Annotated in this window: 13 protein-coding genes; 7 read left to right on the top strand and 6 right to left on the bottom strand. The window is 66.4% G+C overall.

The features are described 5' to 3' along the window. The first annotated feature begins 221 nt into the window (after positions 1-221). The 4 genes from O0J15_RS09300 (at position 222) to O0J15_RS09285 (ending at position 4,515) form a co-directional block, all read left to right on the top strand. Positions 222-2,585 (top strand): ribonucleoside-diphosphate reductase subunit alpha, encoded by a 2,364-nt coding sequence (locus O0J15_RS09300; RefSeq protein WP_308305535.1) that lies wholly within the window; start codon positions 222-224, stop codon positions 2,583-2,585. Between the two features lie 98 nt (positions 2,586-2,683). After that, a complete protein-coding gene (locus O0J15_RS09295; protein WP_308305534.1) occupies positions 2,684-3,724 on the top strand; it encodes a ribonucleotide-diphosphate reductase subunit beta in 1,041 nt (346 codons plus the stop codon). 25 nt (positions 3,725-3,749) lie between these two features. After that, positions 3,750-4,217 carry a flavodoxin gene (locus O0J15_RS09290; RefSeq protein WP_080112517.1) on the top strand — a complete coding sequence of 156 codons (468 nt, stop codon included), beginning with the start codon at positions 3,750-3,752 and terminating at the stop codon, positions 4,215-4,217. Further along, on the top strand, positions 4,189-4,515 hold the full coding sequence (locus tag O0J15_RS09285) for a thioredoxin family protein (protein ID WP_111098131.1): 327 nt from the start codon (positions 4,189-4,191) through the stop codon (positions 4,513-4,515). The genes O0J15_RS09290 and O0J15_RS09285 overlap by 29 nt, the downstream gene beginning before the upstream one ends. A 118-nt stretch (positions 4,516-4,633) precedes the next feature. On the opposite strand, the gene O0J15_RS09280 is transcribed toward O0J15_RS09285, so the two are convergent. After that, positions 4,634-5,965 carry an Nramp family divalent metal transporter gene (locus O0J15_RS09280; protein ID WP_308305533.1) on the bottom strand — a complete coding sequence of 444 codons (1,332 nt, stop codon included), beginning with the start codon at positions 5,963-5,965 and terminating at the stop codon, positions 4,634-4,636. 117 nt (positions 5,966-6,082) lie between these two features. Between O0J15_RS09280 and mntR the strand changes: the two genes are divergently transcribed. Beyond that, on the top strand, positions 6,083-6,559 hold the full coding sequence (gene mntR, locus O0J15_RS09275) for a manganese-binding transcriptional regulator MntR (protein WP_021204264.1): 477 nt from the start codon (positions 6,083-6,085) through the stop codon (positions 6,557-6,559). 63 nt (positions 6,560-6,622) lie between these two features. Here the strand turns inward: mntR and O0J15_RS09270 are convergent, their stop codons facing one another. The 3 genes from O0J15_RS09270 to fabR form a co-directional block, all read right to left on the bottom strand. Beyond that, the gene (locus O0J15_RS09270) at positions 6,623-7,183 is read right to left on the bottom strand and encodes a thioredoxin-like domain-containing protein (protein WP_308305532.1); all 561 of its coding nucleotides are present in this window, start codon (positions 7,181-7,183) and stop codon (positions 6,623-6,625) included. Then, positions 7,173-9,332, bottom strand: coding sequence for a TonB-dependent receptor (locus O0J15_RS09265; protein WP_308305531.1), 2,160 nt, complete (start codon positions 9,330-9,332; stop codon positions 7,173-7,175). The genes O0J15_RS09270 and O0J15_RS09265 overlap by 11 nt, the downstream gene beginning before the upstream one ends. Positions 9,333-9,562: 230 nt before the next feature. After that, the gene (gene fabR / locus O0J15_RS09260; protein WP_005409961.1) at positions 9,563-10,219 is read right to left on the bottom strand and encodes an HTH-type transcriptional repressor FabR; all 657 of its coding nucleotides are present in this window, start codon (positions 10,217-10,219) and stop codon (positions 9,563-9,565) included. Between the two features lie 92 nt (positions 10,220-10,311). Between fabR and O0J15_RS09255 the strand changes: the two genes are divergently transcribed. Further along, positions 10,312-11,382, top strand: coding sequence for a ferredoxin reductase (locus O0J15_RS09255; RefSeq protein ID WP_308305530.1), 1,071 nt, complete (start codon positions 10,312-10,314; stop codon positions 11,380-11,382). An 11-nt stretch (positions 11,383-11,393) separates the two neighbouring features. Then, positions 11,394-12,542 carry an acyl-CoA desaturase gene (locus tag O0J15_RS09250; protein ID WP_180876646.1) on the top strand — a complete coding sequence of 383 codons (1,149 nt, stop codon included), beginning with the start codon at positions 11,394-11,396 and terminating at the stop codon, positions 12,540-12,542. 5 nt (positions 12,543-12,547) lie between these two features. On the opposite strand, the gene O0J15_RS09245 is transcribed toward O0J15_RS09250, so the two are convergent. Both O0J15_RS09245 and O0J15_RS09240 read right to left on the bottom strand, forming a co-directional pair. Further along, positions 12,548-12,883 (bottom strand): tetratricopeptide repeat protein, encoded by a 336-nt coding sequence (locus tag O0J15_RS09245; RefSeq protein WP_180876648.1) that lies wholly within the window; start codon positions 12,881-12,883, stop codon positions 12,548-12,550. Next, on the bottom strand, positions 12,880-13,436 hold a 557-nt coding region (locus tag O0J15_RS09240; protein ID WP_308305529.1), incomplete at its 5' end, for a flavin reductase family protein. The genes O0J15_RS09245 and O0J15_RS09240, both read right to left, overlap by 4 nt.

The raw sequence follows: 13,436 nt of genomic DNA, 5'->3' as shown, positions 1-13,436 counted from the left end.
CGCGGCCCGCCCCTGAAGGCTTGCCGTGTCGACGCGGCCGCCATCGTGCGGACGCAGGTCGCCCCCACGGCCCGGATACCGGCCGCAGGCGCAGGCAGATGCCGACGACCTACGTTCCCGTGCCCTGGCAATCCACCCGTTCGCCCCGTGCGCCGGTATCGCGTTCAGGGCCGCCATGGCATCGACCGCCAACGCGCGTGCGAGCCTGGAGTTTCACCACCATGACCGACAGTACCTTCCGCGTGGCCGATCTGGCCGGCGCCGGCGACGCCTTGCGCGCCGGTGGCGAGCGCGTGCCGACCTGGATCACCAAGGAGGCCGGCAACCGCCGCCTGCCGTTCGAGGCCGAGCGCCTGCAGCGCAGCATCGACGCCGTGCATGCCGAGTTCCCGCAGCTGGACGTGAGCGACTATCGCCGCGTGGTGCAGGCGATGGTCGAGCGCAAACCGAGCATCAGCGCCGACGACCTGGTCGATCTGCTGATCCGTGAGGCCGAATCGCGGGTGGACCTGGTTGCACCCGAGTGGGAACAGTTTGCCGCGCGCATCTACCTGCGCCGCCTGTACAAGCGCGCCAGCCGCAACCGCTTCTACGACGTCGGCCTGAAGTACGGTTCGTATGTGGGCCTGCAGGAAAGCCTGGCTGACCGCGGCATCTACAGCAACGACATCCTGCGCTGCTATTCGAAGGAAGAGCTGCAGCAGGCCGGCGAGATGATCGACCCGGAGCGCGACCGCCTGTTCGCCTACAACGGCCTGTACCTGCTGGCCACGCGCTATCTGGCCAGCGACCGCAGCCGCGAGGTCTACGAACTGCCGCAGGAGCGCTGGCTGACCATCGCGCTGTACCTGATGCAGGAAGAAAAGCCGCGCGAGCGGCGCATGCAGCTGGTCGGCGAGGCGTACTGGGCGCTGTCCAACCTGTACATGACCGTCGCCACACCGACCCTGGCCAATGCCGGCAAGGTGGGTGGGCAGCTGTCCAGCTGCTTCATCGACACGGTGGACGACAGCCTGCAGGGCATCTATGACTCCAACACCGATATCGCCCGCGTGTCCAAGCACGGTGGCGGCGTCGGCGCCTACCTGGGCTATGTGCGCAGCAGCGGCGCGCCGATCCGGGGCGTGGCCAATTCCTCCGGCGGCGTGGTGCCGTGGATCAAGCAGCTCAACAACACCGCGGTGTCGGTCGACCAGCTTGGCCAGCGCAAGGGCGCGGTGGCGGTGTACCTGGACATCTGGCACCGCGACATCGAAGCCTTCATGGACCTGCGCCTCAACAACGGCGACCAGCGCCTGCGCGCGCACGATGTGTTCACCTCGGTGTGCGTGCCCGACCTGTTCATGGAAGCGGTCGAGCGCCGCGCCGACTGGTACCTGTTCGACCCGCACGAGGTGAAGCAGGCCAAGGGCTGGTACCTGCAGGACTTCTATGATGAGACGCGCGGTGCGGGCAGCTTCCGCGACCGCTATGCCGAACTGGTGGCCGACGAGCGCATCAGCCGCCGCACGGTGAAGGCGATCGATCTGTTCAAGCGGATCATGCTCAGCCAGCTGGAGACCGGAAATCCGTTCCTGTTCTACCGCGACGAGGTCAACCGCCGGAACCCGAACAAGCACGCGGGCATGATCTATTCCAGCAACCTGTGCACCGAGATCCTGCAGAACATGAGCCCGACGCGGATGATCCAGGAGATCGTCAGCGGCGACCAGATCGTCACCACGCGCCGCGCCGGTGACTTCGTGGTCTGCAACCTGTCCTCGATCAACCTCGGCCGGGCAATCAGTGCGCCGGATGACCTGCTGGCCACCGACGTGCTGGAGCGCCTGATCCCGATCCAGGTGCGCATGCTCGACAACGTGATTGACCTCAACGCGCTGCCGGTGCCGCAGGCCACGATCACCAACCGCAAGTACCGCGCCATCGGCCTGGGCACGTTCGGTTGGCACCACCTGCTGGCGCAGCAGGCGATCCAGTGGGAATCACCGGATGCCGAAGAATTGGCCGACCGTCTCTACGAACGCATCAACTTCCTGACCATCCAGGCCAGCGCGCAGCTGGCGAAGGAGAAGGGCAGCTACCCGATGTTCGCTGGCAGCGACTGGCACAACGGGCGCTACTTCCGTGACCGCGACTACAGCGGCGTCGCATGGGACAGCCTGGCCCACGAGGTCGCCACGCACGGCCTGCGCAACGGCTGGCTGCTGGCCGTGGCGCCGAACATGAGTACCGCGCAGATTGCCGGTTCCACCGCATCGATCGACCCGATCTACAGCGCGTTCTACTACGAGGAAAAGAAGGACTTCCGGCGGCCGGTGGCGGCGCCGGGCCTGTCGCTGGAAACCTGGCCGTACTACGAGAAGGGTGCCTACAAGGTCGACCAGTTCGCCAGCGTGCGCCAGAACGCCCGCCGCCAGCGCCATGTCGACCAGTCGATCAGCTTCAACCTGTACGTGCCCAGCACCATCCGCGCCAGCACGTTGCTGGAGCTGCACCTGAGCGCCTGGCGCGAGGGCCTGAAGACCACCTACTACGTGCGCTCCAACGACATCGACATCAGCGAATGCGAGTGGTGCGCCAGCTGACCATCCACGGTAGCGCCGGGCCACGCCCGGCGAGCGCATCGCGCGGCCGTCGCACATTCCGCCGGGCATGGCCCGGCGCTACCCCTGCAGGTAACACCATGGCAACTCCCCTCGACCGCATCAAGATCCTCGAACCACGCCACCCCAACCGCAGCACCGGCATCATCAACGGCCAGACCAGCGGCATCCTCAACTGGAACGATATCCCGTATCCGTCCTTCTATCGGGCCTACAAGGAGCTGTCGACCAACTTCTGGATTCCCGACGAGGTCGACATGAAGCTCGATGCTCGCCAGTACGGCGAGCTCAACGCACGCGAAAAGAACGCCTATGACTCGATCATCGGCCTGCTGGCCACGCTGGATTCACCGCAGACGCGCTTCATCTACAACGTGGCCGAGTACATCACCGACCCGGCCGCGCATGCCAACGCAGCCATCATCGGCCAGCAGGAAGTGATCCACAACGAGAGCTACAGCTACGTGCTGGCCTCGATCACCGACCTGCCGAACCAGAACCGCATCTTCGAGATCGCTCGCACCCATCCGACCATCATCAAGCGCAATGCCCCGATCATGGGCGCGTATGACGATTTCATGCGCGAGAAGACCGCCGAGACCCTGCTCAAGTCGTTGATCCAGTCCTCGATCCTGGAGGGCATCAATTTCTATTCCGGGTTCGCGTACTTCTACAACATGGTGCGGCAGAACCGCATGAACGGCACCGGCAAGATCATCAGCTTCATCAATCGCGACGAGCTGGCCCATACCAAGTTCATCAGCGAGCTGATCCGCGCCATCATCGGCGAAAACCCCGAGCTGCAGACCAATGAGTTGACCGCCTATGTGCACCAGTCATTCGAACATGCCATCGAGCTTGAGACGCAGTGGTCGTCGGAGGTGCTGGATGGCATCGATGGCATCGACGTGGACGAGATGACGCGCTACGTGAAGTACCGGGCCAACAAGATGGCCGGCATGCTCGGCATCGAGCGCCTGTACAGCGACACCACTGACAACGTGATGCCGTGGATCAAGGCCTACGCCGACAACTTCACCGAGACCAAGACCGACTTCTTCGAGATGCGCAATGCAAGTTACAAGAAGACCAACGTCGACAACGGCTTCGACGATCTCTGAGCCTGGCGCCGTGCTGAGCATCCTGATGGTGGTCGCCTCCTTGAGCGGCAACACCCGCGAACTCGGCCGGCAGATCGCCGAACGCTGCCGCGTTGCCGGTCATGCGGTGTACTGGCAGGAGGCCGACGACCTGCGCCAGGCACCGCCGCTGGCGGCCGATGAGGCCGACCTGGTGCTGCTGGGCTGCTGGACCGACAACGCCGGCCGCACGCCAGCGGAGATGAAGGCATGGGTGGCCGGCATCGCCGAGCGCGGCGAGCGGCCACGGCAGCTGGCGGTGTTCGGCACCGGCGAAACGCAGTGGGGGCAGGAGTACTACTGCGGCGCCGTGCACCGGCTGATCCGCTATTTCCGCAGCGACTATCCGCCGCTCGAGATCGAGCAGATGCCGCATGGCGAGCGTCACGCCGCAGCCATCGACGCCTGGACCGATACGGTCCTGGCCCACTACTGGAGCAACACCGATGCAGATCATCGACGCCACCACGCCTGAGCAGTTCCAGCAGCTGCTGGCCGAACATCCGCGGGTGCTGGTGGATTTCCACAAGGACCAGTGCCCGGGCTGCCGGATGCTGGAGATGTCGTTGCATCGCGTGGCCAACAGCGTGGCGGGGCAGGGCACGACCCTGCTGCGCGTGCAGCTGGAGGTGCTGGGTGAGGCGTTCTTCAGGGAGCTGGGACTGCGGCAGACGCCGACGCTGTCCCTGTTCCGTGACGGTAACGAACGCACGCGCCTGGCCGGGTTCCAGTCGCCGCAGCAGATCGAGGCCGCGATCGCGCTGCATTTGTAGAGCCGAGCCCATGCTCGACTGCCGTTCGCGCGGTGAGCGATGAGTCGAGCATGGCTCGACTCTACAAGGGCATCCACGCGTGGCGTGGATCTACCGGGGCAGGGTCCGTGCTTTGGCGTCAGGCTCCGCTGAAGGTATCCACCAGCAGCTTCACGTTCAGCACCACGATCACCAGCGCGATCACCCAGGCAATCGCGCCCAGCCAGCGTGGTGCGACCAAGGCGCCCATCGTCACCTTGTCGGTCACGATCCGCACCAGGGGGATGATCGCGAACGGCAGCTGCATCGACAGCACCACCTGGCTCAGCACCAGCAGCTTCACCGCGCCCTGGTCGCCGAACAGCATGATCACCACCACCACTGGAATGATCGCCAGTGCGCGCGTGATCAGCCGACGCAGCCACGGCGGCAGGCGCAGGTGCAGGAAGCCTTCCATCACGATCTGGCCGGCCAGCGTGGCGGTCACTGTCGAATTCAGGCCCGAGGCCAGCAGGGCAATCGCAAACAGTGTCGCCGCCGCGCCCACGCCCAGCATCGGCGCCAGCAGCTGGTGGGCCTGCTCGATGTCTTCCACATCGAAACGGCCATTGGCATGGAACACCGCCGCCGCCAGGATCAGGATGCTGGCGTTGATGAACAGTGCCAGCGTCAGCGCGAGGGTGCTGTCGGTCACCGCCCAGCGCAGCGCGCTGCGACGGCCCTCGTCGGTGCGCGGATAGGCGCGGGTCTGCACGATGGAAGAATGCAGGTACAGGTTATGCGGCATAACCGTGGCGCCGATGATGCCGATGGCGATGTACAGCGCGTGCGGATCAGTCACTACCTGCGCGCGCGGAATGAATCCGCCCAGCACGTCCATCACCGGCGGTGCGGCCAGCGCGATCTGCACCATGAAGCAGCCGAAGATCACCATCAGCAGCGCGATCACGAAGGCTTCCAGAGCACGGAAACCGCGGTTCATCAGCAGCAGCACCAGCAGTGTGTCCAGGGCAGTGATGACCGCGCCCCACAGCAGCGGCAGGTCGAACAGCAGCTTCAATGCGATCGCGGTGCCGATCACCTCGGCCAGGTCGCAGGCGATGATCGCTGCCTCGCACAGCGCCCACAGCGCCAGGTTCACCGGCTTGGGGTAGCGCGCGCGGCAGGCCTGCGCCAGGTCCATGCCGGTGGCGATGCCGAGCCGCGCCGACAGCGCCTGCAGGATCACCGCCATCAGGTTGGAGATGAGGATGACCGACAGCAGCAGGTAGCCGAAGCGCGAACCGCCGGCGAGGTCGGTGGCCCAGTTGCCAGGGTCCATGTAGCCGACCGAGATCATGTAGCCCGGGCCAAGGAAGGCCAGCAGGCGGAACCACCAATGGCCCCTGTCGGGCACCGCAACCGAGGCGTTGAGCGCACCCAGGCTGGCCGGAGTAGAGGCCGAAGGGTCGTGGGGCGCCAGGGTGTTCATGGGTCCGAATATAGCTCCTGCTATAGTCATTAGCAATGTGAAACAATCGTCTTTATCGCGTTACTGGTCCAGAATTCAGTTTCAAACCCGGAGTAGACCGGAAGGACAGGCGCAGGCGTGGGCAAGACCGACGATTCGACATCGCTGAAAAGCACCCCCTTGATCGAGGCTGAGCGCCAGGTCGAGAGCTTCCGGCAAGTGCGCGAAGCGCACCGGATGGAGCTGGTGGAGGACTATGTCGAGCTGATCTCGGACCTGCTGGCCGACGGCGGCGAGGCCCGCCAGGTCGACATCGCCACCCGCCTGGGCGTGGCCCAGCCCACCGTGGCGAAGATGCTGCGGCGCCTGGCCCGCGATGGCTGGGTGGTGCAGCGACCGTACCGCGGCGTGTTCCTGACCCCGGAAGGCGAGGCGCTGGCCCATGCCAGCCGCCAGCGCCACCAGACCGTGGAGCGTTTTCTGCTGGCGCTGGGCGTGGACCCGGATACCGCGCGGCGCGATGCCGAGGGCATCGAGCACCACGTGAGCGAACAGACGCTGGCGTTGTTCGAGGCGTTCGTGCGCAAGGCCGAGGGCGAGGCGCCGTATCGGTAGCACCGGGCCATGCCCGGCGGGCGCGTCGCCGTGTTCATGCCTTTCGCCGGGCATGGCCCGGCGCTACCGTGGTTGGATGGCGCCGTTGGGGCAGCGGGCCTGTACCTGCGCGCACGCCCGTTTCGTCCATTCCTTCAACACCGGCTGCAGGCCTTGGTAACGCCGGCCTTGCCAGCCATTGGCCAGCACCGTGCCGTCGGCATCGATCAGTACCAGATTCGGCGGTGCCAGCCCGGCCAATGCCTGCAGGGCCGGCATGCGCGCAGCGCGGCGCGGGTCAAGCACCGGCCACGGCATGTCCTGCGCGTGCATGTAGCGGCGCAGCGCGCTCTCGCTTTCATCCAGGCTGACGTACACCACTTCGGTATCGGCGCCGGCCTCGCGCAACGCGTCGCGCATGCTGCGCAGCGTGGGCACGAAGGCATGGCAGGGCGCACACCAGTCGGCACCGAAGTACAGCGCCACCAGTTTCGGCGGCTGTGTCCATTGCATCGGTCGCAGCGAGCGCTGTTCCGGCCGCATCAGCGAGGCCGAGACCTGCGCGTGCAGGTCCGCAGCCATCGCCGGTGCGGCCAGCAGCACGGCACAGGCCAGCAACAACGCTCGCAGAGCTTCAGAACGCATAGCGCAGGTTGACGTACCACGAACGCGCGAAGCGCGGCCCGTAGACATAGTCGCTGTCACGCAGCGCGCCCACTTCCAGATCTTTCTGGCGCTGATCGAACACGTTCTTGACACCCGCGGCCACCGACACTTCCTGCTGCGCCTGCGCGCCCAGATGGCGGTGCCAGCGAGCACCAAGATCGGTGACCAGGAAGGAACGCGTACGGTGCAGCTCGCCCAACCGGTTGTTCAGCACCGACATCGGCCCGGTATGGCGCAGCGCGACGAAGGTTTCCCACGGCTCGGCGGGCATCCAGCTGAGCTGCGCCAGGCCGGTCCAGCGCGGGGTCTTCAGGTAGTCGCGGCTTTCGATGATGGTGTCGCCACCGTCGCCGGTGTCGTCGAAGATGCGCTGCGGTTCGCGGAAGCGCGAGCGGTACCACGAGGCACCGGCGGTCAGGCGCCACTGCGGCGACGGCTGCCAGCCGAGGTTGGTTTCCGCCCCCAGCACGTTGGAGCCGGAGGCGTTGTAGCGCAGCTGGCTCAGTTGTCCGTCATCGCCGCGCTGGATCTCGCCCAGCGCGAAGGTGTCGCGGATGCGTGCATAGGAGGCGGTAGCATCCCAGCTCCACACTGGATTGGCCGGGTCCGAGCGCCAGTCGAAGCCGAACAGGGTGGTCAACGCGCGCTCTTCCTTCAGGCCATCGGTGTTGCGCACGCGCACCTGCTCGCCACCCAGCGTATCGACGTGCACGTCCTCGACGAAGATCTCCGGCGCACGGAAGCCGGTGGCGATGCCGGCGCGCCATTTCAGGTTGGGCGTGGCCTGCCAGGCCAGGGCGATGCGCGGCGAGAACACCGCGCTGTCCAGTTCCGAGCTCTTGTCCACGCGTGCGCCCAGTACCAGGTCGACGTTGTCGCGCAGGCTCCACTCGTCCTGGATGAAGGCGCCCAGGTTGTGGAAGGTCGCATCCTCCAGTACCGCAAGACGCTGGCCGTCACCGGTGCGGTTGTCGTCGCGCAGCGCCTCGTGCTTGTACTGCACGCCGAAGGCCAGCGCGTGCGCACCCAACCGCCAGTTCAACTGGCTGTCGATGTAGTGCAGCGGGTTGTGGGTGCGGCCGTACTGGCGCCACGAACGCGAGGCCGCGCTGCCGGCCACGTTGGGATCCAGCTGCGACGGGTCATGGCCGGGCGCGGACGGATCGGTAACGACGTCGCCCAGACCGCCATAGAAGCTGTCGCGGTCAATGTCGGCGAAGGCGTAGGCCAGGCGGAAATCGACGTCGGCATTGACTTCCTGGTCCCACGACACGCTGCCGCGGCGGTATTTCGTATCCAGCGATTCGGCGATGTTGGCCAGGTATTCGGGCTGGTCCAGGCGATTGCCGCCGCGGCGGGTTTCATCGGTCACCTGCAGGTCCAGGCGCAGCCGCGTGCCCGGCGTGGGCGCGTACCAGGCCTGCAGCCCGCCGACCTTGAGGTTCTTGCGGGTGATCTCGGTGTAGCCGTCACCGTTGTAGTCGATGCCGCTGTTCCAGTTGCGCTGGGCAATCACTGAAAGCCCGGCGTCGGCATCTTTCGCCACCAGGTCCAGGCGCACGTCGGCATTCTTCTGCGGTGTGCCCTTCAGGACATCCACGCCGGCCTGCACATGGCCGCCGCTGCGCGCCGGCAGCGGCGGAATCAGGTTGATCACACCGGCCACCGCACCCGGGCCGTACAGCGCCGAGCCGCCGCCCTTGACCACTTCGATGCGGTCGACGAACCCGGCCGGGATCTGTTCCAGGCCGTACACGCTGCCCAGCGTGGACAACAGCGGGATGCCATCGAACAACAGCTGGTTGTAGGCACCGGGCAGGCCCAGCAGCTGCACTTCGCTGGTGTTGCAGTTCTGGCAGTTGCTTTCCACGCGCAGGCCGTTGATCAGCTCGGCGGCGCGCGAGAAGTCGGTGGCCGCGCGCAGCGCGATGTCTTCCTTGCGCAGCACTTCGGTGCGGATCGGGACATCGGATAGCAGGCGTTCGCTGCGGGTGGCGGTGCTGACCTTGACCTGCACGCGGTCCAGCTCGGTGGGCTTCGAGGTGGCGGCCAGTGCAGGCAGCGGCACGGTCAGGGCAATGGCGGCGGCCAGGGGCAGCCGATGGAAGAGGGGCGTGGCAACGGGCATGAGGGCGTCGTCCTTGGGAGAAGAAAGGCGGCGAGGGCGACCTGGCTGACGCATATGAAAGCAGCGGCTTATTAATATAGCAAGTGCTATATAACGAGGCTGAGGCAATTACGCTTTGGGTACCAGTCGAGTCAGATCATGCATGTGTTATAACATTACATAAAACGACTGCAACCCTGCCGGTGGTCATGTCCATGGGATGGAGTTGCCGTGTAGGCGCGGTCGGATCGTCAGCCGCGGCGGAATGCGGCGGGGGTCCGGGCGCCGACGATGATCATGCGGATCATCGTGGAGATCTGTTCGACCAGTTCCGGATCCTTCTCCGGCGGCAGGTCCATGGCGGTGGCACCCATCGCGAACACCAGCCGGGTGATGGCCTTGGCCACCAGTTCCGGGGCATGCAGCACGGCGCCGTCCAGTGCAGCCAGGCGCACCAGGTCGTGCTGCAGCTCTTCTTCGAAATAGTGCAGTTCGCGTTCGACCGCATGCTTGAAGTCGTCCGAGCCGACCGCGCCTTCGCGCAGCAGCACGTGCAGCAGCTTGTCGTCGGCGCGCAGCTGTTCCATGAAGGTCTCCACGGAAACGCGCACCACGCTGGTGGCGGTAGAGGTGGCGCGCTGGCGGGCCTCGCCGATGATGGTGCGCAGCGAGCGGCCGGCGGCGTCGATCAGCGCCACGGCCAGTTCGTCCATGTCGCGGAACTGCCGGTAGAAGCTGTTCGGCGCAATGCCGGCCTCACGTGCCACTTCGCGCAGGCTGAGCGTGGACAGGCTGCGGTGTGGCCCGATCAGCTTCAGGGCGGCGGCCAGCAGATCCTCGCGGCTCACCGTACGGCGGGCCGGGCTGTTGGCATCTTCAGGCGTCGACAAGGCGGTGGCGGCGGCCATGGGGGTTCCGGTGGGGCGAGGCTGAATCATACCCAATCCGGTTCAATATACACATGTATACACAGGTGTATGTGCGCCCGTATAGTGCGCCCATGAGCGCTGTCGTCCGTCCGTCCCTGTTCTCTCCGTACCGCTGGGTCTCGCCGTCGCTGTTCGATTTCTGGGCGGGCCAGCTCAATCCCCTGTGGACCCTGCGCGAGCCGGTGGCCCGACTGGTCCGGCGCGAGCCGGCCGGCGAGGGCGCGGCGACCCTGGTCCTGCGCCCCAACCGGCACTGGGCCGGCATGCGCGCCGGCCAGCACGTCACCCTGGGCGTCGAGATTGAGGGGCGCCTGTGGCAGCGCAGCTACAGCCCTACCGCACTGGGTCGGCGCGAGCTGGCGATCACCGTCAAGGCGATCGATGGCGGCCGGGTCAGCCAGCATCTGGTAAACCATGCACAGCCGGGCGAACTGTTCCGCCTCGATGCCGCCTTCGGCGAGTTCCATATGCCGGCCGCGGCGCCGGTGCTGCTGCTGGCTGCCGGCAGTGGCATCACGCCGATGCGCAGCCTGTTGCGCGACGCCTGCCAGCGCCCGCTGGCAGCACCGGTGGACCTGTTCTATTGGGAGCGCACCGCCGCCCATCTGCAGTTCCGTGATGAACTGCAGGCGCTGGCCGCGGCACATCCGAACCTGCGCGTGCATCTGCTGGCCACCCGCGAGGGTGAGGCGCCGGCCGCGCGCATCGATACCCATGATCTGCAGGTGGCCGGCGATGACACGCCGCTGGCGCAGCGCCATGTGTTGGCCTGCGGTCCGGATGGCTTCGTTGCCGCTGCGCGTGAACGCCTGGCGCACCAGGTGGCTGGCTTCCAGGCCGAAGCCTTCACCCCGCCGGCGCCACTGCGCGATGCCAGCAGCGAAGGCGAGGTGTCGCTGACGCTTGCGCGCAGTGGCCGCCAGCTGAGCGTGCCGCGAGGCCGCTCGCTGCTGGAAAGCCTGGAAGCGCATGGCATCAAGCCCAAGCACGGTTGCCGCATGGGCATCTGCAACACCTGCACCTGTGATCGCGTCAGTGGCGCCACCCGCCACCTTCGCACCGGCGACCTGCAGTCCGAATCGGCACAGCCGGTGCGGATCTGCGTGAGCGCACCGACCACCGACCTGACTCTGGATCTCTGAGGACGCCTGCCATGACCCGCGCTACCGACCGTGCCCTGAGCACCGCCGAGATGCATGCCTTCGGTGAGGAACTCGATGCGATCCGCGACCGTGTGATCGGCAGCCTCGGCGCCTCCGATACCCGCTACATCCGCCGTGTGGCTGCCGCCGTGCGATGGTTCGGCGTGGGTGGCCGTGGCCTGCTGTTCCTGGCAGCATTCTCGCCGCTGTTCTGGATGCCGCTGCTGTGGCCGGCCGCGATCACTGGCACGCTGCTGCTGGCGTTGTCGAAGATCCTGGAGAACATGGAGCTGGGCCACAACGTCATGCACGGCCAGTTCGACTGGACCGGCGACCCCAAGCTCAATGGCAACACCTACGAGTGGGATATCGTTGCCACCGCCGACAACTGGCGCAAGACCCACAATTTCCGCCACCACACCTATACCAACGTGCGTGGCATGGACGATGACATCGGCTACGGCCTGCTGCGCATCTTCCCGGAACAGCGCTGGAAGCCGTTCTACCTGCTGCAGCCGATCATCGCGCCGATCTTCGCGCTGCTGTTCCAGTGGGGCGTGGCCGCGCAGGACCTGCGCCTGGGCCGCTGGCTGAAGGGCCGCATCAGCGGCCGTGCGATGTGGCTGCAGACCCGCCCGGTGGCGCGCAAGATGGCCCGCCAGGTGCTGAAGGACTACGTGTTCTTCCCGCTGCTGGCTGGTCCGTTCTTCCTCACCGTGATGGTGGGCAACCTGGTCGCCAACGGCCTGCGCAACATCTGGACCTACGTGATCATCTTCTGCGGGCACTTCACCGCCGAATCGGAAACTTTCCCCAAGGAGTGCCTGCGCAATGAGTCGCGCGGCCATTGGTACCTGCGCCAGCTGCGCGGTTCGTCCAACATCAGCGGTGGCTTCCTGATCAACGTGCTGTCGGGCAACCTCAGCCACCAGATCGAGCACCATTTCTACCCGGATCTGCCGGCCAACCGTTATGCGGCCATCGCCAAGGAAGTGAAGGACATCTGCCGCCGTTACGGCCAGCACTACAACAACGGCTCGCTGCCGCGCCAGTTCGGCCAGGTGGTCTGGCGCATCCTGCGTCACGCGTTCCCGAGCAAGCCGCGCCGCCTGCCGATGCCGGACATCATGTCCGCACCGGCATCGGCCAACGCGGGCTGATCGACTCAGCCCGCTTTCGCCAGGTCCGCCTGCTCGCGGTCCAGGCGACGCAGGAACACCTGCATTTCCTTGCGTGTCTGCTGGTCGCCCTTGCTGCCGGCCACGCTCAAGCCGCGCTGCCATGCTTCGCGCGCCGCCTGCGGCTGGCCACTGGCCAGCCAGGCTTTGCCCAGCAGCTTCCAAGCCGCGGAATACTGCGGATCAAGCACCACGCACCGGCCCAGATGGGTGGCCGCGCGCACCGGGTTGCCCGCATCCAGCCAACCCTTGCCCAGGCCGAAGCGCAGCAGCGCGCCGTCCTTGCCGTTGGCAAGCATGCATTCCAGGGCTTCGATGTTCATCCGCGCACCTCCACCAGCAGTTCGGTGGGGCCGGGCTGGAAGCGGCCACGATGGAACAGCAGCGGCGCGCCGCCGTTCTCGTGCACTTCGATGATGCGGCCAGCCAGCAGCAGATGATCACCCACCGGCCACTGTGCGTGGCGGGTACATGTGAGATGGGCGACCGCACCGGCGATGCGCGGTGGGGCGTCCTCGTAGTCATCCAGCAATGCCAGGCCATCGAAGCGGTTGCGCACCTGCGGATCGGCAAAGCGCCGGGCCAGCGCTTCCTGGTCGGCCGCCAGCACGCTGATCGCAAAGCGGGTGGCGCGCTGGAAGGTGGACAGGCTCTGCGCGTGCAACGCCAGGTTCCACAGCACCAGCGGCGGCTGCAATGACACCGGCACGAACGAATTGATGGTCAGGCCGATGGGTTTGCCCTGCGCATCGCGCGTGCAGACGATGGCCACGCCGGTAGGAAAGTGGCCGAGCAGCCGCCGCAGGGCCCGCGGCGGCATCTCGACCGACGGCACCGGGGCCGGGGGGGGGAAAGCCCCCGCCCACGGCCCGGCGT

This window comes from Stenotrophomonas sp. Sm10, assembly GCF_030985515.1.
GTDB classification, from domain to species: Bacteria; Pseudomonadota; Gammaproteobacteria; order Xanthomonadales; family Xanthomonadaceae; genus Stenotrophomonas; species Stenotrophomonas hibiscicola.
This window is presented reverse-complemented; position numbering and strand designations above follow the sequence as displayed.